The sequence below is a fragment of the Ensifer sp. LC163 genome, assembly GCF_001695855.1.
Taxonomy (GTDB): Bacteria; Pseudomonadota; Alphaproteobacteria; order Rhizobiales; family Rhizobiaceae; genus Ensifer.
Genome location: NZ_MBSS01000034.1, coordinates 1 through 18,235, shown reverse-complemented (window position 1 = coordinate 18,235; position 18,235 = coordinate 1). Strand labels below are relative to the sequence as shown.

Sequence of the window (18,235 nt, the reverse complement as noted above, 5' to 3'; positions counted from 1 at the left end):
CCGCCTATTTGTAGATGAAGCCGACATTGCCATGGTACCGGCCGGCCGGCGCGGATGCTTCCGGGCGCCCGTAGATGCGGTTCACCCGACCAAGGAAGAAGCTGTCGAGATCATTGGCTGCATTGAAATTGTCGTCGGGCCTGGAGATCGCGCTCCTGGCGACCGGGCGCACAAGATAGGGCGTGGCGATGATGACGAGTTCGGTCTCGTTGCGGACGAAGTCCTTGCTGCGGAAAAGCGTTCCAAGGATCGGGATCTTCGACGCGCCCGGCACGCCGGCCATCGCCTGACGGATATTGTCCTGCACGAGACCAGCGATGACGATCGAACCGCCAGAGGGAAGCTCGACGCTGGTCGATGCCTCGCGTCTGCGGATGCCGAGGAAGGTGTTGCCCGGGATGTTGTTGGTGCCGTTACCGGTGACGACGGCACCTTCATAGGTCGGCTCCGACACGTCGGTGCGGATCTGCAGGCTGATCCTGCCCGGCCCGAGCACGACGGGCTTGAAGTTCAAGCGAATGCCGTATTCGACGTCGTTGATTTCACGCTTTACGGTGGCGTTGCCCTCGTCGTCCTTGTCAATTTGCTGCATGCCGGTAAGCCGAAACTCACCGCCGACGTAGAATTTCGCCTCTTGGCCCGAGATTGCGGTCAAGCTCGGCTCGGCGAGCGTGCGCATCACACCGGCCTGCTCCATCGCATTGACGTAGCTCGCTATTGTCGTTCCGCCGATCGAGCCCTTGATGATCGCATTGGCGCCGAGGCCGATGGCGTCTCCGAGGTTGGCGGGGTTGCGGAACCCGATGCCGCTTTCGCCATCGCCGACGCTGCCGTTGAAGCCAAGTTGCTTCAATACCTGGCGGCTGACTTCGGCAACCGTGACTTTCAGCGTGACCTGGTCATCGCCGTCGATCGTCAGCAGATTGACGATCTGTGACACCTGCCGGTCTTCCGCGAAAATGTCGGCGTCGCCATTGTTGCCCTGTGCCGTGATGTTGCGCGTCGTTGCTTCACCGCCCTGCAGGAAGGCCTTGGCAAGATCCACGGCCTTCGTGGAATCGAGCGGAGTCCTGACGGTACCGGTCAGAACGATGTTGTCCGAGATGATCTCGACATTGATCTCGGCATCGGGGATGAAGCGGCGCAGATTCGACTGAAGGTTCGCAATATCGCGTTCGACCTCGATATCGAGGCTGACGATTTCCTCGCCGTTGGGTCCAAATACGAAGATGTTGGTTTGCCCGACGGATTTGCCAAAAAGATAAATTCGCCGCGACGTCCGCGTCACGGCATCGGCCAGCGACGGGTCTGCGACGAGAATGTCGTGCGCATCGGCGGGCAGATCCACGACCACGGCCTTATTGAGACCCAAGCTGACCTTCTTTTTCGCTCCCGGCCCACTTTCGACAATCCTGACGACCGATGACGATGCCGCAAATGCCAGCATCGGCGCCGGAGACGCCATTCCCGAAAAAGCCAGGCAAAACGAGATTCCCGCAGCCACGGAGGTTCGAATTCTGCTTCCGTCCCGCTTCACCTTGCGCTCCGCTCGATCGATCATTGTTGCTGGCCCTGACCTACGGTCCCGTCGCTTTTCACGATGGAGCCCGACTTGATGACCTGAATGCTTGGCTGACCGTCGCCGCTGAGGAGGTAGTCCGCAGCATTCGTATCGGGCTCCTGTGCGTCGGCGACACTGCGAAGGGCGAGCGAGATCCGTTCAGCCATTTGCTGCGCGACCGTCATGACCTTTGATTGATCCGGCGTCAGTTCCAATGTCGCGGTCGTTCCGACGACCGATTTCGAACCATCGTCCTTCTCCTCGACCTGCTGGTCGATCGCCAGTACGCGAACGTTGCTAAGCACCGTTTCGGTCAGATAGACATCGCCGTCGGATTTGCGGACCATAATGACGTCGACGCGATCATTCGGCAGGATGAAACCGCCAGCACCGGTCGCGACCGTTATTTCCGTCGCGACAGCGCGTTTGCCAGCTGGAAGCAGGGAGGACATGATCCGGCTCGAGGAGTCGGCGATCTTTTCGGAGCGCAACGGCTCGCCGTTGAAGATCGGCAGACGTACGACGGCGCCGCTCAGATCCTCGATCGCCGACGGCCGGTTCTCTTCGGTGATAAGGCCCTCGACAATGCCATCCTTGGGCCATGCCACCCAATGCACGGCATCGGCTCCCAACCTGGATCCGACAGGCAGACTCTTGCTTGCGACAAGAACGTTGATCGTGGGAGCTCGTTCAATGACCGGCTCGGCCATTTGTCGGGCAGGAGCGCGGGTCAGCTTCATCGCCAACAGCCCGGCCAATACCGCCGAAACGACGGCTACCGCCAGAATGATGATGCGAACAGGTTTCATGATCGTTCGTGAGCCCCACGGAAATTCTGGAGCCAGATTGATCAGGAATTGGTGTAATTATGGTTAACAACCCACTTATCGCCATGGTTAACGCATCGTCACCAGACGGCGCGCTGCATCGCTGGCCTTCAGATACCGATTTGCGCCAACGCAACCCGATACAAGGGTGAGGCCGGGAAGGCCAACAAAGCGCCGGCAGCGATCGCGATCGCATAGGGTATTTTCTTGGCGGTAAGCAGAAGACCTGGCATCGGAATGCCAGCGGCAAGCAACACGTGCTGCCAGGACCGCAGCATCACGACAAGGACCGTCAAGACTCCGCCCAAAACCGAGACGTACAAAAGGAACGCCAGCAGAGAGCCGTTGAGCCCGTACCAGAGAGCGCAGGCGGTCAGCAGTTTTGCATCCCCGCCGCCCATGACGCCTGCAGCGAAAAGACATAAGCAAAACAGAAAGACAAGCAGACCGGCAGCCACATCGAAACCGATGTCGACGAAACCGGATCCGGCCACGACATTCGCCCCGATCGCGCCGATAGCGAGCAGCAGTGACAGGCGATTCGGTATCGTCATCGTCATCAGGTCCGAGGTGGCGGCCCAAATCAGACACAGCGGAAAGACTGCAAGGAAAGCCAACAAGAGCATGAAATCCACATTCACCCCCGCGAGCAAGACTGAAAGATTGTCTGACAAGGTAACAAAAAGCCGCCAACGAGGGCGGCTTTCTGTATTTCGTTCCACATAGGCGAGTGGCTTGCGCTATTAGCCGCCAGCAGGAGGAGCAGCCGGCTGCGTGCCCTCAACCTGTTCCGCCAGGAAGTCGAACTGGCCATCGAGAACATTGCCCAACCGTGTAGCGCCGGTGATCAGCGCGACAGAAATGAGGGCTGCAATGAGGCCGTATTCGATTGCGGTTGCGCCAGACTCGTCCTTCCTCAGACGGGCAAAAATCTTCTTCATGATGATTCTCCTACTTCGCGTTTGTTGTTCAGCACGTCCGCCAACTGTTGCCGTTGATCGGATGAGCCCAACCTATGCCCGCCGGATTGCCACCGACTTAAGGAAGGCGGTTACCGAAAGATTAACGTCGCATCGCTGATTTTTGGGTAAACGGTTCGCAAACAGAACGACCTGGCAGGAGGCGACTTAATGCTTCATTCACCAAAACGCGCGAAGATGAGGATAAGCCATCATAAGGACTCCTCATGCGTTCGCCTCTTCGGGCCTCCCGAGCCCCTGCCCTCGTGTCCGCCATTGCCGGCGTCCTTGCATTCGTTTCGTCAGGAGCGGCCGGCGCACAGGATGACATCATGCGCGTTTACATGGACCATGCTCGGGTGCTGAAGCTTGATCGCCCGGTCAGCAAAGTGATCATCGGCAATGCGGACGTTGCCGATGCCACCGTCGCCGACGCAAAGACGATCGTGGTTACGGGTCGCAATTTCGGCACGACGAACATTGTGATCCTGGACCAGGATGGCAATGCGATCGTCGACGAGCGCATTCTCGTCTCTATCGACGAGGGCAACACCGTACGCGTCTATAAGCAGACGTCGCGCACCGTGCTGTCATGCACCCCGAACTGCGAACGCCATGCCGAGCGCAAAACGGCCGGCACCGGCAACTAGAATCTGACTGAAAACGCCGGCGATCATTAAAATGCCAATGATCATCGAGAACGAAATATCAAGAGTTACCCCTTATTTCTGACCCATCAAACGTAACATGATGGGACGACGAGATGTTGGCCGAACAGGAAGTTCAAGGCTCTAGGCAATCTTCGAGATCGAACCGCAGTCCGCTGCGACGTCTGTTTGCGAACAGAAGTGGTGCGGCGTCGATCGAGTTCGCGATTCTGGCAATCCCGTTCATGGTCGTCGTTTTCGCCTGCTTCGAGACGTTCTTTGCCTTTACGGGCGAGCGGCTCCTGGCCCACGCCACGGAAGTGATGGCGCGCAAGGTCCGCACCGGCGAAATCACCTTCGCAAGAGGCAAGCCCACCGACATGACGGAGCAACAGTTCCGCCAGGCGTTCTGCACCGAAATCTCCGTAATGCTGACCTGCTCGGCGGGCGAAGGGGCCGAGCCGAGCAGGCTGCTGATCGATGTCAAGAGCACGACAGATCTAGCCCAGCTTCCGGTCGATATACCGCGCATGGCGACCTCGAACGACATCAATGCCGGCAACTTCGCTTTTGCGCCGGGGGGACCGGGCACATACAACGTGCTGCGCGCCTACTACCGCTGGAGCGTGATCACGGACCTCGTGCGACCTTTCGTGACCAATCTTCGCCCTGCTGGTTCAAGCATGCCACGAGACTATCTCATGGTAGCGACCGCGACTTTCCGCAACGAAAACGAATGAGGGCGTCCGTGATAACTCTCGCGAAAAAAACAACCTCCTTGTTGACGCGCGCTCACAGAGCGATTGCTTTGCTCGCAAAGGACCGCAGCGGCTTCGGCGCAATCGAATTCGCAATCGTTACGCCATTGCTGGTGGTCGCCTATATCGGCGCGTTCGAAGTCACTCTCGGCTTCACCGTCAAGGGCAAGGTTGAGCGGGCGGCAAGCTCGGTCGCGGATCTGGTCGCGCAACAGTCCGAGGTTAACAAGACTTACCTCGGTAACATGTCGAATGTCGCCAATAGCATCCTCGCGCCCTATCAGAATTCCGGATACACCCTGAAAATAACCGGAATCAAAGTCGACAGCGCCAATCAGGGCACCGTCGTCTGGTCACGCGACCAGAATGGCGGGGTACCCTACCCCGCGAATTCACCAGTAACCGTCCCCGGACAGTTTGCCGCCACCGAGGCCTTCGTCGTCCGCACGGAACTCGTCGTTCCACACGAGCTTCTGCTCTTTGCTGAAGGCCTGGGTTCGCGCGCACTTAACACGATCGACCTCTCCAAAACCGCCTTTTACCGTTCGCGCCAGGCCGAAATCATAAAGTGCCCCGACTGCTGACCGCAGCCTACAACGCCGCGCGTCTTTTCAGACGCGCAAAGGTCGCTGTAGCACTTTGAATCGCTGCATGTTTTTTCCTTAAATCGGCGACGATTTAAGGAAACATGCAGAGGCGAACCCAATTGCAATGCGGCTTCGCCGGCGTTATTCCTTCGGGATTGCGCTGGCGGCATCCGCGTCCGCGCTCGTAGCAGCACCGGACGCCAGGCTCTGCCCGCGCTCCGGCTTACCGGAACTTTCATGGCGCGCGCTTTTCTCTTTGTCCTCGATTCCTTCGGCATAGGCGGAGCGCCGGACGCCGAAACCTACGGCGACCTTGGCGCTGATACGCTTGGCCACATCGCCGAATTCTGCGCCACCGGCGCGGCGGATCGCGCAGGCTTGCGCGAAGGTCCGCTGCATCTTCCCAACATGTCGGCACTCGGGCTCGTGCACGCGGCGAAATTGGCCGCGGGTCGCGTGCCAGTGGGCATGCCGGTTCCAGGCCGGGTCTATGGTGCCTATGGCGCGGCCAGCGAAGTCTCGCGCGGCAAGGATACGCCGTCCGGGCATTGGGAGATCGCCGGGACGCCCGTCATGTTCGACTGGGGCTATTTCTCGGCCGAGGGCGACGCCTTTCCCGCCGAATTGGTCGAAGCGATTTGCCGCGAGGGCGATATCCCCGGCATTCTCGGCAACTGCCACGCCTCCGGCACTGATATCATCGCGCGCCTCGGCGAGGAGCATATGCGGACGGGAAAGCCGATCTGCTACACCTCCTCGGACAGCGTCTTTCAGATCGCCGCGCACGAGCACACCTTCGGACTGGAGCGCCTGCTGGAGTTTTGCCAGATCGTTCGCCGGCAGCTCGACGACTACAATATCGGCCGCGTGATCGCCCGTCCCTTCATCGGGCAGAGCGCGCAGACCTTTGTCCGTACCGGCAACCGCCGCGACTTTTCCGTCCTGCCGCCGGAACCGACGGTTCTCGACCGGTTGGCGGAAGCGGGGCGCACGGTGCATGCGATTGGCAAGATCGGCGATATCTTCGCCCATCAGGGCGTGACGAAACTGACGAAGGCGGACGGCAACATGGCGCTCTTCGACGCGAGCCTGGCCGCGATCGACGAGGCGGAGGATGGCGATCTCGTCTTCACCAACTTCGTCGATTTCGACATGCTTTTCGGCCACCGCCGCGATGTCGCCGGCTATGCCGCGGCGCTTGAAGCCTTCGACGCACGGCTGCCCGATCTCGACCGGCGACTGAAGCCCGGCGATATCGTCATCCTGACGGCAGACCACGGCTGCGACCCGACCTGGCGCGGAACCGATCACACGCGTGAGCGCGTGCCGGTGCTGATGTTCGGCCCGGCCGTTCGCAGCCGTTCGCTTGGGGTTGCCAACACCTTTGCGCATATCGGCGAAACGGTCGCCAGACATCTCGGGATTGCACCGGGCCTACACGGGAGAAGCCTCATTTGACCGCACATCTGAAGAAGGCGGAACTGCATTGCCACATCGAGGGTGCAACACCACCGGAGTTGGCGCTGCTGCAGGCGGAAAAGTATAGGCTCGACACCAGCGAGATCATCGCCGACCGCGCCTATGTCTGGGCGGATTTTACCAGTTTCGTGAAATGCTACGACAGCGTCGCCTCACTGTTTCGCACGCAGGAGGACTATGCGCTTCTTGCCGAAACCTATCTGACGGAACTGGCCGAGGCTGGAACGATCTACAGCGAGATCATCGTTTCGCCGGATCACGGCAACACCATCGGGCTTGGTGCCGATGCTTATCTCGAAAGCCTTGCGGCCGGCATGGAGGCCGCCAAGGCAAAGACCGGGATCGAGTCGCGCATGCTGATAACAGGCATCCGCCACCTCGGACCGGAATCGGTCGTCAAGACAGCCGAATTTGCCGCCAGGAGAGAGCATACGCTGGTCACCGGTTTCAATCTGGCGGGTGAGGAGCGCATGCACCGCGTCGCCGATTTTGCCCGGGCGTTCGATATCGCCCGCGACGCCGGCCTGGGCTTGACCATTCACGCAGGCGAGCTTTCGGGTGCGTTCAGCGTGCGCGATGCGCTCGACCATGTCCGTCCGTCTCGCATCAGCCACGGCGTGCGTGCGATCGAAGATGCAGACTTGGTCAAAAGGCTCGCCGATGACGGCGTCGTTCTGGAGGTTTGCCCCAGATCCAACATTTCCCTGCAGGTCTTCCCGGATTTCGCCGCGCATCCCTTGCCGGCCTTGCATGAAGCCGGAGTGCGGGTGACGCTCAACTCTGACGACCCGCCCTTCTTCCACACCTCCCTTGCCCAGGAATATGATATCGCATCGGCGGTGATGGGGTTCAGCGACGACGACATCAACGGCATGACCAGGACGGCGATCGAAGCCGCATTCGTCGACGACGCGACGCGTCAGCGGTTGCTTGCCCGTCTCTGACCGCAACCCACTTCCACCCAGCGCGGTCGAGCGCGCTGGGGATGAACACAACGAGCCGCCCAACGCCCTTGCGGTCGCTGAGCATTCCATGGAAAAAGGGCGGATACATAAACTTCCGGGAAGGTGGCCATGGACGGCGTTACAGTGATCGATCATCCGCTTGTGCAGCACAAGCTGACCATCATGCGCAAGAAGGAAACCTCGACCGCAGGTTTTCGGCGGCTGCTTCGGGAAATCTCGACGCTGCTCTGTTACGAGGTGACGCGCGATCTGGAACTGACGATGGAGCGCATCGAGACGCCGATGCAGGAGATCGACGCGCCGGTGCTGGAAGGCAAGAAGCTTGTCTTCGCTTCGATCCTGCGCGCCGGCAACGGCCTGCTTGAAGGCATGCTCGAACTGGTGCCATCGGCGCGCGTTTCCCATATCGGCGTCTATCGCGACCACAAAACGCTGCAGGCGGTGGAGTACTTTTTCAAGGCGCCAGAGAGCCTGTCCGAACGGCTCATCATCGTCGTCGATCCGATGCTTGCCACCGGCAACTCGTCCATTGCGGCGATCGACAAGCTGAAGGAGCGTGGCGCGAAGAACATTCGTTTTCTCTGCCTTCTGGCGGCACCCGAGGGCATCCGCAACTTCCAGGCGGTCCATCCAGACGTGCCGATCTTTACCGCTTCGATCGACAGCCATCTGAACGAACTGGGCTACATCGTGCCGGGGCTCGGCGATGCCGGCGACCGCATGTACGGAACCAAGTGATTTTCCGTTTCTTAACCAGAGCGCAAAATTGACTGGAAACCGCCGGAAAACCGGCGGTTTTTTTGTACCGCATTATCCATCCCCTGCTCTACTGGGCTTTGTCGGCACGCATTTTTGCGGCCCCAAGCACGGAAGATCAGGCCATGTTCGTACGTATGCTGACATTTGCCGGCGGTATCGCGGTTGCGGCCCTGGTCGTTGCTGACCTCGCGAGTTCCTATCTGTCGCGGCCTGAAACTGCCGCCGCCAGCAAAACGGGAGCAAACAGCGCCGTTCCGACAACGACGGCAAAATACGCTTCGGCAAAAGGGATGGTACTCGAAGCCGACCGCTCGGGCCATTTCTTCGGAACCTTCCGCATCAATGGCCGGATCGAACGTGGTCTGGTCGATACCGGTGCCAGCACCATCGCGATCAATGTCTCGACCGCACGCAGGCTCGGCCTGTCGGCCGGAGCGCTCACTTTCAATGCACGGGTTCGAACAGCCAATGGCGATGTCGATGCAGCCCCGGCCAAACTGACGAGGGTCGAAATCGGCGGCATATCGCTGCACGATGTCGACGCCCTGGTGCTACCCGACAAGGCGCTTTCCGGCATGCTCGTCGGCATGAGCTTCCTCAGCCGTCTATCGTCCTACCGCGTCGAAGACGGTGCGCTGCACCTGGTCAGATGACCCTTGAAAGGATCGGCGAGCGCACCTCCGGCTCGACGTCGGCGATCGTGTAGAGCGCCTGGATCGCTTGGCGCGCCCGTTCGGCCGCATTCTCTTGCGCGGCATGAACGAAAGCGATCGGCTCGCCTTTGACAATCCGCGTTCCCAACGGTTTCAGTTCGGCGAACCCAACGCGGTGGTCGATCGTGTCATTCGGGTGCGTCCGCCCGCCGCCCAAGGCGATCACCGCCATGCCGAGCTCACGGGTCTGGCAGGCGTGCAAATAGCCATCCCTGTCGGATTCCACCGGCAGGATAACCGGGGCAGGCACGAGGTAGTGTCCGGGACGATCGACGAAATCGCCGGGGCCGCCGAGCGCGTGGACCATCCTGGCGAAACGCTCGAGTGCCGCACCGTTTTCAAGCGCCGTGCGAGCCAATGCCTCGCCGGCGACCGGATCAACTGCCACGCCGGCGGCGGCGAGCATTTCCGCGGCGAAGGCCATCACCACGGTTTCAAGGCGGGTGCCGCTCTTCTCGCCCTTGAGAAAGGCAACGCAGTTCCAGATCTCAAGCGCATTTCCAGCCGCATCGGCCAGAGGTTCATTCATATCCGTCAGCAATGCCGACGTGCGCACACCGGCACCATTGGCGACGTCGACCAGCGAGCGGGCGAGGACCTCGGCTTCGCCGGCATCGTTCATGAACGAGCCATTGCCGAGCTTGACGTCGAGCACCAGCGACTGCAGCCCGGCGGCAAGCTTCTTGGAGAGGATGGACGCCGTAATCAGCGGAACCGAATCGACGGTCGCGGTCACATCACGGATGGCGTAGAGCCGTTTGTCGGCGGGCGCCAGGTTGGCGGTCTGGCCGATGATGGCGCAGCCGACCTCGTCGACCGTCTTTCGGAACTGTGAGGCCGACGGCTGGATATCATAGCCGGGTATCGATTCGAGCTTGTCGAGCGTGCCGCCCGTGTGTCCGAGTCCGCGTCCGGAGATCATCGGCACGGCCAAGCCGCACGCAGCAACGATCGGAGCGAGCATCAGCGAGACGTTGTCGCCGACGCCACCGGTCGAATGCTTGTCGACAATGGGGCGGCCGATGCTGCTCCAATCGAGCGTATTACCGGAATCGCGCATGGCCAACGTCAGGGCCACCGTCTCGTCGCGGCTCATGCCCGAAAACCAGATGGCCATGGCGAAGGCGGCAACCTGGCCCTCCGAGATCGAACCGTCGGAAAGACCGCGGACGAAGCCCGCGATGTCCGCCGCTTCGAGGCGCTCGCCGTTTCTCTTGCGGCGGATAATCTCCTGGGGAAGCATGGTCACTTAACCGCCGCGTCCGTGGAAATCATGTCCTTGAGGATGGCCGCCAGGCGCTTGCCGCCGACGGGCGCCATGTCCTTGGTTTCGTGATGGCTGAGTTCGGCTCCCGTCATGCCCGCGCCGAAATTGGTGATGACCGAAGCCGCGGCAACCCTAAGGCCAAGGAAGCGCGCGAGAATGACTTCCGGCACGGTCGACATGCCGACGGCATCGGCCCCGAGCACACGCGCCATGCGAATTTCCGCCGGCGTTTCGAAGCTCGGTCCGGAGAACCACATGTAAACGCCATCCTGCAGGGGAATTCCCAGCCGGGAAGCCGCGCCCTGCATGCGCGCGGCAAGCTCGGCGTCATAGGCGCTGGTCATGCCGACGAAGCGATCATCGCTTTCGACGCCGATCAGCGGATTGAACCCGGAAAAATTGATGTGATCCGAGATCCGCATGACCGATCCCGGCGGCAGATCGTCACGCAGCGAGCCTGCGGAATTGGTGAGCACGAGGTCTTCGACGCCGAGTTCCTTCAACGTCTGCAAGGGCACGCGCATCGCGTTGGCATTACCGCTCTCGTAATAGTGCACCCGGCCCGACAGCATGACGACCGGGACCTCGCCGAGCATGCCGGCGACAAGTTCGCCGGCATGGCCGGAAACGCTGCTGACGGGGAAACCCGGGATGTCACTATAGGAGATGCGTGTCGTGCTACTCACCGCTTCGACGAGCGTCCCAAGTCCTGAACCAAGGACAATGCCATAGCGCGGCGACAGACCGCCCAGTCTGCCCCTCAGGAATTCCGCGGCACTGCTCATCCGAGTATCTCGGTCTCGAAGCTGTGCGGCAGCAGATCCGACAGAGCGAGCGTCTTCTTCACGCCCGTCTCGTCGCAGAGAAAGATGCGCGTGCTGGCGCCGGAGAATTCCGCCAGCCGTTGCCGGCACCCGCCGCAAGGAGGGCAGAGCGCCAGCTTCTCGGCGATAACGGCAACTTCCATGATCTTGCGCTGACCTGCCATGACCATATGGCTGATCGCCGTGGTTTCGGCGCACCACCCCTCCGGGAAGGACAGGTTTTCGATGTTCGCCCCGGTGTAGATCTTGCCATCCTCCGCGCGGATGGCGGCACCCACCGGAAACTTCGAATAGGGCGCGTGCGCCTTGGCCATCGCCTCGCGTGCGGCTTCGAAGAGCTCGTTTTCCATGGTCTTACCGCTCCTTCACATAGGGGACGCCGCCGGCTTTCGGCGGGATGGCCTTGCCGATGAAGCCGGCAAGCAAGATGACGGTGAGAATATAGGGCAATGCCTGCATCAGCTGCACGGGCACCTGGCCGATCAACGGCAGGGGATTGCCCTGCAGACGGATCGCGAACGCATCGAGGAAGCCGAAGAGCAGGCAGGCAAGCATGATGTTGAACGGCCGCCATTTGGCAAAGATCAGTGCGGCGAGCGCGATGTAGCCCTTGCCCGCCGTCATGCCCTTGACGAAGCCGGCGGTCATCGCCAGCGACAGATAGGCGCCGGCAAAGCCACACAGGATGCCGCAGCAGATGACGGCGCGATACCGCATCCAGATCACCGAAATGCCTGCCGTGTCGACGGCACCCGGGTTCTCCCCGACCGCACGCAGCCGCAGGCCGAAGCGGGTTCGATAGAGGATCCACCAGCTGAGCGGCACCATGGCAAAGGCTACATAGGTCAGGATGAAATGCCCGGAGAGCAGATCGGCATAGATTGGCCCGATGAAGGGAACATCGCGAATGGCGTCCGCGAAGGGGAAATTGATCGTCTGGAACCGTGCGCCTTCGGCCAGTGCCGGCGTACGCCCGCCCTGACGGAACCAGGCCTCGCCGAGGATGACCGTGGAACCCGCAACGATGAAGTTGATGGCAACGCCGGAGACGATCTGGTTGCCGCGCTGAGTGATGGAAGCGTAGCCGTGGACCAGCGACAGGGCAATCGAGATCAGGATGGCGGCGAGCAATCCGAGCCAAACGGACTGGGTGATTGCCGCGACCGCGCCGGCCGCAAAGGCCGCGCCGAGCATTTTTCCTTCAAGGCCGATATCGAAGATGCCGGCACGCTCGGTGAAAAGCCCGGCAAGGGCTGCGAAAATCAGCGGGACGGAGACGCGGATGGTGGACTCGAGGAGCACTACGATAACGTGGAAGAAATCCATGGCTCAGGCTCCCTTGGTCTGGGCAACGACCGCGGCGCGCCGGCTGGAGGTGGAAAACAACCGGGTGATCGCCGGCCGGAACATGTTTTCAAGCGCGCCCGCAAACAGAATGACAAGGCCCTGGATGATGACGATCATGTCGCGCGAGATCGACGGCATTTCGAACGAGATTTCCGCGCCGCCCTGGTAGAGCACGCCGAAGAGAACGGCGGCCGGGATGATGCCTGCCGGATGCGAGCGGCCCATGAGGGCGACGGCGATGCCGACAAAGCCCGCACCCTGGACGAAATCGAGCTGCATTCGGCCCTGCTCGCCCATGATCGGGTTGAGCGCCATCATGCCGGCGAGCGCGCCTGAGATCATCATGGTGATGACGGTAATGCGGCTCTCGCTCATGCCGGCGTAACGGGCGGCCGACGGGCTGTGGCCCATGGTGCGCATCTCATAGCCGAGCTTGGTGCGCCAGATCAGGAGCCAGACGCCGAGGGCCGCAACGAGCGCCAGCAGGAACGAAACGTTGAACGGCGCCGTTCCGATATCGAGCCCGAAGATCGCCAGCAGCCAATCGAGTTTCGGCAGCTGACCGCCCTCGGCGAAGGTGCGCGTCTGCGGCGACATCGAGCCGAGCGGCTTCAGCACCCGGGTCAAGAGATAGACCATCAAGCTCGACGCGATGAAGTTGAACATGATGGTGGTGATGACGATGTGGCTGCCGCGCTTGGCCTGCAGCCAGCCGGGTAGGAACGCCCAGGCCGCGCCGAAGGCGGCCGAACCGATGATCGCCAGCGGGAAGACGACGAACCACGGCATCGTCTGGTCAAGCCAGAGACACGCGAGCGCGACCCCGATGCCACCGACATAGGCCTGGCCCTCGCCGCCGATGTTGAAAAGCCCGGCATGGAACGCGACTGCGACCGCAAGCCCGGTGAAGATGAAGGTGGTGGCATAGTAGAGCGTGAAGCCGATATATTCGCCGCGACCGAAGGCACCGTTGATCAGGTGATAGGCCGCCTCGAACGGGTTTTCGCCGACGAGCAGAACCACGAGGCCGGCAACGAGAAACGCGACGGCGAGATTGATCAGCGGGACGAGGCCGTATTCGACCCAAGCCGGAAGCTTTGCATAGGGATTGCTCATTCTGCGGCCTCCTTGCGGCCTTCGACGCCGGCCATCAACAGGCCCAGCTCGCCCTCGGTCGCGTCGGGATCGCGCTCGCCGACGACACGGCCGGCAAACATGACGAGGATACGGTCCGACAGGGCGCGGATTTCATCGAGTTCGACGGAAACAAGCAGGACAGCCTTGCCCTGATCGCGCATCTCGATAATCCGTTTGTGGATGAATTCGATGGCGCCAACATCGACGCCGCGGGTTGGCTGGCCGATAATCAGCACATCCGGTCCACGCTCCATCTCACGGGCGAGAACGATCTTCTGCTGATTGCCACCGGAGAAATTCGCGGTCTTCAACCGGGCATTCGGCGGGCGGATGTCGTATTCGGCAATCCGCTGCTCGGCATCCCTACGGATGGCATCGACATTCAGGAACACACCGTTGAGGTAACGCTTGTCATGATGATAGCCGAGGATGGCATTTTCACATTCCTCGAACTTCAGCACGAGCCCGACGTGATGCCGGTCTTCCGGCACGTGAGCGAGGCCGCGATCGCGCAACGCCTTGGGGTCGACATGGCCGGTGACGTCGATCGCCTTGCCGTTGAGCGAGACGTTGCCCGAGACCGCGCGGCGGATGCCGGAGATCGCCTCCAGCAGCTCCGACTGGCCATTGCCGGCGACGCCGGCAATGCCGACGATCTCGCCGGCGCGCAGGTTGAACGAAACATTGTCGACCATGGTGACGCCGCGGCTGTCCTTGACAGTCAGACCGTCGACCGAAAGCCTGACGTCCCCGGGCTTCGCCTCGCCTTTTTCGACGCGCAGCAGCACACGGCGACCAACCATCAGTTCGGCGAGTTCCTCGACAGAGGTTTCTGCCGTCGTGCGCGTCGCCACCATCTCGCCGCGCCGCATCACCGAAACCTCGTCGGTGATCGCCATGATTTCCCGCAGCTTATGGGTGATGAGAATGATGGTCTTGCCCTGGCTCTTCAATTGCTCGAGAACGCGGAAGAGATGATCGGCCTCGGCCGGCGTCAACACGCCGGTGGGCTCGTCGAGAATCAGGATATCGGCACGGCGATAGAGCGCCTTGAGGATCTCGACGCGCTGCTGCAGACCGACCGGCAGTTCCTCGATCACGGCGTCGGGATTGACCTCGAGCGCGTATTCGCGCTCCAGCCGCTTCAGCTCGACGCGTGCCTTGGCAATGCCCTTGTTGAGGATCTGGTTTTCCTCCGCGCCGAGCATGACATTTTCGAGAACGGTGAAGTTCTCGACCAGCATGAAGTGCTGGTGCACCATCCCGATGCCGGCGGCGATCGCTGCATTGGGATCCCGGATCGAGATGTGCTTGCCATCCACGTGGATTTCGCCGCTGTCGGCCTGGTAGAAGCCGTAGAGGATCGACATCAGGGTCGATTTTCCCGCACCGTTTTCACCGATGACGCCGTGGATCGTACCCTTGCGGACTTTCAGATTGATGTTCTTGTTGGCGTGAACAGGACCGAAGCTCTTGTCGATCCCACGCAGTTCGATGGCAATACTGTCCATATTGGCCTTGCGATCCCCAAACTGGCCCGCTTCGGTCTTCTTCCCAGAAACCGTGCCGGCGATTTTTTTACCATTTGGTATAAGTTTATCATCGATTTCCCGGCGCGGAAGCCCTCAATCGAGATCTCCTTATACTCTCACCGGATCGCTGATGAGAGTCCAGCGTGAATATACACAGGCAGATCGGCCGTGATCGCAACAAAAAACCGGCGGCATTCGATGCCGCCGGTTCCGTTTTATGCGTTTGCTTCAGGCCGTTTTGACCGGCCGCAACAGGCGTAGCGCGTTCATGGTCACGAGCACCGTGGCGCCAGTATCGGCAAGAATGGCCGGCCACAGCCCTGTTACCCCGGCAATGGTGGTGACGAGGAAAACCGCCTTCAAGCCAAGCGCAATAGTGATATTCTGGAAAATGTTTCGCATGGTAGAGCGGGAAAGGCGGACCATTGCTGCGACATCAGCGACCCTACCATGCAGCACAGCCGCGTCGGCTGTCTCCAGGGCCACGTCCGTGCCGCCGCCCATGGCGATGCCGACATCGGCCGCAGCCAGCGCCGGCGCATCGTTGATGCCGTCGCCGATCTTCGCGACATTGAAGCCCGATTTCTTCAATTCGCCGACGATGCGCTGCTTGTCCTGTGGCAGCAGTTCGGCGCGCACTTCCATGCCGAACTGACGGCCGATCGCTTCCGCCGTGCGGCGGTTGTCACCGGTCAACATGACGACATGAATGCCGGCGCCGGTCAGCGCCTTGACGCCAGCCGCAGCATCCGGGCGCGGCTCATCGCGCATGGCAATGGCGCCGATGACCTCATTGTCAGAAAGCAGCACCGAAACCGTCTTGCCCTCGTCGTTAAGCGCTGCGATGCGCGCCTTCTGTTCCGGCGACATCGGCACGCGGTCATTGGCCGCCTGCGGCGAGCCGAGGAACAGGGCGGCGGTGCCGACAATCCCCTCAAGACCCTTGCCGCCAATGGCCTTTACCGTCGCGATGCCCGGGACCTGCAGCTTCAACTCATCGGCGCGTTGCAGGATCGCCCGCGCAAGCGGGTGGCTCGATCCCTGCTCGAGGGCTGCGGCCAGACCGAGCACCACGTTCTCGGAGCGTCCAAAGCCGACGATATCGGTGACCCGCGGCTTGCCTTCGGTCAGCGTGCCGGTTTTGTCGAATGCTGCAGCGGTGATCTTGCCGACATTTTCAAGCACGGCGCCGCCCTTCAAGAGCAGGCCGCGGCGCGCGCCGGCAGAAAGGCTGGCGGCGATCGCCGCCGGTGTCGAGATCACCAGCGCGCAGGGGCAACCGATCAGCAGGATCGCCAGTCCCTTGTAGATCCATTCGCTCCAGGCGCCGCCGCCCAGAAGCGGCGGCAGGATCACCACCAGGGCGGCCACGACGACGACGCCCGGCGTATAGTAGCGTGAGAAGCGATCGATGAAGCGTTCGGTCGGCGCCTTGCTCTCCTGCGCCTCCTCGACGAGCCGCACGATGCGGGCAATGGTGTTGTCGGAGGCAGCGGCCGTTACGCGTACGCGCAAGGCTCCGTCGCCATTGACCGTTCCGGCGACGAGTTGATCGTCGACTGCCTTGTGCACCGGGGTGCTTTCGCCAGTCACAGGCGCCTCGTCGACGGCGCTTTCGCCGGAGAGGATGATGCCATCGGCGGGAACGCGGTCACCGGGACGAACAAGAATGACCGCGCCAACCGCCAGGCTTTCGGCCGGGACCTCATCGACCCGGCCGTCGCGCTCGAGATAGGCCGACTTGGGCACGAGCGCCGTCAGCGACTGGATGCTCGCCCGCGCCTTGCCGGCGGCAACGCCTTCGAGCAACTCACCGACAAGGAACAGCAGCACGACCATCGCCGCTTCTTCCGTCGCACCGATGAAGACGGCACCCACTGCGGCGATCGTCATCAGCATTTCGATCGAAAACGGCGTGCCGGAGGCTGCCGCGGCGAAAGCCCGCCGGGCGATCGGCAAGAGGCCGACCAGCATGGCGAGCGTGAAGATCCAGGGCTCGGTGGCCGGAACCAGGTGGCCAAGGCCGTAGGCGGCGGCAAGCGCCAGGCCGCAGGCGATCGTCAACCGGCCCTTGCCGGATCGCCACCAGGGGCCGTTCGTCGGGCCATGATCGTGTGCATGCGAACTCGGCTGCTGCGACAAGGCCGACCCAGCCGCATTGTTGCTGTGCTGATGTTCATGAGCGTGGTCGTGCTCATGCGTATGCTCGTCGTGATCGTGATCGTGATCGTGATCGTGGGAATGGTCATGATCGTGATGGCCCGAGCAAGTGTGGCCGGCAGCGATTGCGGGCTTCTGGTGGGCGGCGATCGGGTGCAGCCGGTAGCCGAGCTTTCCGACCCTGCTGACGATGTTCACCGCGAGCTCGCCGTCGTCGGCGTGCCTGACCGACATCGTACCCGCGGCAACGGAAACCGAGACATCTTCCACGCCCGGCATGCGCCTAACGGCGGTGTCGATCTTCGAGGCGCAGGATGCACAATCCATGCCCTCGACCCGATAGCGGTTTTCGCGAATATTGCCAGCCATGACCTGCTCCTTGCATATCTTGACGCAAGGCTACGACCTCTAGCGACTAGAGCTGCAAGGCCAAATTGCACGATCCGACGACGTTTTTCGTCTTCGTCGATGGTGCGCGGTTCTCGCCGTTGTTCGTCGCCCGGACGCGGGAGATGTCTGCGTGCTGGGGCCAGGCAGTACGCGCAATGGCTCGGACCGATGGTCTGCTGACGTTTGTGTTGGGCTCCAGAACGTCAAAAAGCCCGCGGACATTGCTGTCCTGCGGGCTTTGTTTGATCTGGTTGCGGGGGCAGGATTTGAACCTGCGGCCTTCAGGTTATGAGCCTGACGAGCTACCGGGCTGCTCCACCCCG

Annotated in this window: 18 protein-coding genes; 7 read left to right on the top strand and 11 right to left on the bottom strand. The window is 61.5% G+C overall.

What is annotated here, in order from left to right:
• Positions 1-4: 4 nt before the first annotated feature.
• The 4 genes from BC360_RS22660 to BC360_RS22645 all read right to left on the bottom strand — a co-directional run bounded on the left by BC360_RS22660 (position 5) and on the right by BC360_RS22645 (position 3,329).
• Positions 5-1,561 (bottom strand): type II and III secretion system protein family protein, encoded by a 1,557-nt coding sequence (locus BC360_RS22660; RefSeq protein WP_065797000.1) that lies wholly within the window; start codon positions 1,559-1,561, stop codon positions 5-7.
• Complete coding sequence (cpaB, locus tag BC360_RS22655; RefSeq protein ID WP_065796999.1) at positions 1,558-2,370, bottom strand: Flp pilus assembly protein CpaB; 813 nt, start codon at positions 2,368-2,370, stop codon at positions 1,558-1,560. Before cpaB ends, BC360_RS22660 begins: the two co-directional genes overlap by 4 nt.
• Before the next feature lie 128 nt (positions 2,371-2,498).
• A complete protein-coding gene (locus tag BC360_RS22650; protein WP_065796998.1) occupies positions 2,499-3,014 on the bottom strand; it encodes a prepilin peptidase in 516 nt (171 codons plus the stop codon).
• A 117-nt stretch (positions 3,015-3,131) separates the two neighbouring features.
• Entirely contained in the window at positions 3,132-3,329 is a 198-nt protein-coding gene (locus BC360_RS22645; RefSeq protein WP_065796997.1) for a Flp family type IVb pilin, read from the bottom strand.
• 245 nt (positions 3,330-3,574) lie between these two features.
• Here BC360_RS22645 and BC360_RS22640 point away from each other — a divergent pair, with 245 nt between their 5' ends.
• The 7 genes from BC360_RS22640 to BC360_RS22610 all read left to right on the top strand — a co-directional run bounded on the left by BC360_RS22640 (position 3,575) and on the right by BC360_RS22610 (position 9,195).
• Positions 3,575-3,997, top strand: a complete 423-nt coding sequence (locus BC360_RS22640) for a pilus assembly protein N-terminal domain-containing protein (protein WP_065796996.1) — start codon at positions 3,575-3,577, stop codon at positions 3,995-3,997.
• 113 nt (positions 3,998-4,110) lie between these two features.
• Complete coding sequence (locus BC360_RS22635; RefSeq protein ID WP_065796995.1) at positions 4,111-4,734, top strand: TadE/TadG family type IV pilus assembly protein; 624 nt, start codon at positions 4,111-4,113, stop codon at positions 4,732-4,734.
• The gene (locus tag BC360_RS22630) at positions 4,731-5,336 is read left to right on the top strand and encodes a TadE/TadG family type IV pilus assembly protein (RefSeq protein ID WP_083222692.1); all 606 of its coding nucleotides are present in this window, start codon (positions 4,731-4,733) and stop codon (positions 5,334-5,336) included. The genes BC360_RS22635 and BC360_RS22630 overlap by 4 nt, the downstream gene beginning before the upstream one ends.
• A gap of 240 nt (positions 5,337-5,576) precedes the next feature.
• The gene (locus BC360_RS22625) at positions 5,577-6,797 is read left to right on the top strand and encodes a phosphopentomutase (RefSeq protein ID WP_065796993.1); all 1,221 of its coding nucleotides are present in this window, start codon (positions 5,577-5,579) and stop codon (positions 6,795-6,797) included.
• The gene (locus BC360_RS22620; RefSeq protein WP_065796992.1) at positions 6,794-7,762 is read left to right on the top strand and encodes an adenosine deaminase; all 969 of its coding nucleotides are present in this window, start codon (positions 6,794-6,796) and stop codon (positions 7,760-7,762) included. Before BC360_RS22625 ends, BC360_RS22620 begins: the two co-directional genes overlap by 4 nt.
• 129 nt (positions 7,763-7,891) lie before the next feature.
• Positions 7,892-8,521 (top strand): uracil phosphoribosyltransferase, encoded by a 630-nt coding sequence (upp, locus tag BC360_RS22615; RefSeq protein WP_065784795.1) that lies wholly within the window; start codon positions 7,892-7,894, stop codon positions 8,519-8,521.
• 143 nt (positions 8,522-8,664) lie between these two features.
• Positions 8,665-9,195 (top strand): TIGR02281 family clan AA aspartic protease, encoded by a 531-nt coding sequence (locus tag BC360_RS22610; protein WP_065797177.1) that lies wholly within the window; start codon positions 8,665-8,667, stop codon positions 9,193-9,195.
• On the opposite strand, the gene deoA is transcribed toward BC360_RS22610, so the two are convergent.
• The 7 genes from deoA to BC360_RS22575 all read right to left on the bottom strand — a co-directional run bounded on the left by deoA (position 9,188) and on the right by BC360_RS22575 (position 17,891).
• Positions 9,188-10,504, bottom strand: coding sequence for a thymidine phosphorylase (gene deoA, locus BC360_RS22605; protein ID WP_065796991.1), 1,317 nt, complete (start codon positions 10,502-10,504; stop codon positions 9,188-9,190). The genes BC360_RS22610 and deoA overlap by 8 nt on opposite strands.
• Positions 10,501-11,307, bottom strand: a complete 807-nt coding sequence (locus tag BC360_RS22600; protein WP_065796990.1) for a purine-nucleoside phosphorylase — start codon at positions 11,305-11,307, stop codon at positions 10,501-10,503. Before BC360_RS22600 ends, deoA begins: the two co-directional genes overlap by 4 nt.
• On the bottom strand, positions 11,304-11,696 hold the full coding sequence (locus tag BC360_RS22595; protein ID WP_065796989.1) for a cytidine deaminase: 393 nt from the start codon (positions 11,694-11,696) through the stop codon (positions 11,304-11,306). The genes BC360_RS22600 and BC360_RS22595 overlap by 4 nt, the downstream gene beginning before the upstream one ends.
• A gap of 4 nt (positions 11,697-11,700) precedes the next feature.
• Positions 11,701-12,672 (bottom strand): ABC transporter permease, encoded by a 972-nt coding sequence (locus tag BC360_RS22590; RefSeq protein WP_065796988.1) that lies wholly within the window; start codon positions 12,670-12,672, stop codon positions 11,701-11,703.
• Positions 12,673-12,675: 3 nt separating this feature from the next.
• On the bottom strand, positions 12,676-13,809 hold the full coding sequence (locus tag BC360_RS22585; protein WP_065784791.1) for an ABC transporter permease: 1,134 nt from the start codon (positions 13,807-13,809) through the stop codon (positions 12,676-12,678).
• On the bottom strand, positions 13,806-15,341 hold the full coding sequence (locus BC360_RS22580) for an ABC transporter ATP-binding protein (RefSeq protein ID WP_065784790.1): 1,536 nt from the start codon (positions 15,339-15,341) through the stop codon (positions 13,806-13,808). The genes BC360_RS22585 and BC360_RS22580 overlap by 4 nt, the downstream gene beginning before the upstream one ends.
• Positions 15,342-15,590: 249 nt before the next feature.
• Entirely contained in the window at positions 15,591-17,891 is a 2,301-nt protein-coding gene (locus tag BC360_RS22575; RefSeq protein WP_065796987.1) for a heavy metal translocating P-type ATPase, read from the bottom strand.
• Between the last annotated feature and the right edge of the window lie 344 nt (positions 17,892-18,235).

Bases quoted from the DNA above. Each gene is read 5' to 3' on its own strand.
- BC360_RS22660 (WP_065797000.1), bottom strand. From the start codon at position 1,561: ATGATCGATCGAGCGGAGCGCAAGGTGAAGCGGGACGGAAGCAGAATT.
- cpaB (WP_065796999.1), bottom strand. From the start codon at position 2,370: ATGAAACCTGTTCGCATCATCATTCTGGCGGTAGCCGTCGTTTCGGCG.
- BC360_RS22650 (WP_065796998.1), bottom strand. From the start codon at position 3,014: ATGCTCTTGTTGGCTTTCCTTGCAGTCTTTCCGCTGTGTCTGATTTGG.
- BC360_RS22645 (WP_065796997.1), bottom strand. From the start codon at position 3,329: ATGAAGAAGATTTTTGCCCGTCTGAGGAAGGACGAGTCTGGCGCAACC.
- BC360_RS22640 (WP_065796996.1), top strand. From the start codon at position 3,575: ATGCGTTCGCCTCTTCGGGCCTCCCGAGCCCCTGCCCTCGTGTCCGCC.
- BC360_RS22635 (WP_065796995.1), top strand. From the start codon at position 4,111: ATGTTGGCCGAACAGGAAGTTCAAGGCTCTAGGCAATCTTCGAGATCG.
- BC360_RS22630 (WP_083222692.1), top strand. From the start codon at position 4,731: ATGAGGGCGTCCGTGATAACTCTCGCGAAAAAAACAACCTCCTTGTTG.
- BC360_RS22625 (WP_065796993.1), top strand. From the start codon at position 5,577: ATGGCGCGCGCTTTTCTCTTTGTCCTCGATTCCTTCGGCATAGGCGGA.
- upp (WP_065784795.1), top strand. From the start codon at position 7,892: ATGGACGGCGTTACAGTGATCGATCATCCGCTTGTGCAGCACAAGCTG.
- BC360_RS22610 (WP_065797177.1), top strand. From the start codon at position 8,665: ATGTTCGTACGTATGCTGACATTTGCCGGCGGTATCGCGGTTGCGGCC.
- BC360_RS22600 (WP_065796990.1), bottom strand. From the start codon at position 11,307: ATGAGCAGTGCCGCGGAATTCCTGAGGGGCAGACTGGGCGGTCTGTCG.
- BC360_RS22595 (WP_065796989.1), bottom strand. From the start codon at position 11,696: ATGGAAAACGAGCTCTTCGAAGCCGCACGCGAGGCGATGGCCAAGGCG.
- BC360_RS22590 (WP_065796988.1), bottom strand. From the start codon at position 12,672: ATGGATTTCTTCCACGTTATCGTAGTGCTCCTCGAGTCCACCATCCGC.
- BC360_RS22585 (WP_065784791.1), bottom strand. From the start codon at position 13,809: ATGAGCAATCCCTATGCAAAGCTTCCGGCTTGGGTCGAATACGGCCTC.
- BC360_RS22580 (WP_065784790.1), bottom strand. From the start codon at position 15,341: ATGGACAGTATTGCCATCGAACTGCGTGGGATCGACAAGAGCTTCGGT.
- BC360_RS22575 (WP_065796987.1), bottom strand. From the start codon at position 17,891: ATGGCTGGCAATATTCGCGAAAACCGCTATCGGGTCGAGGGCATGGAT.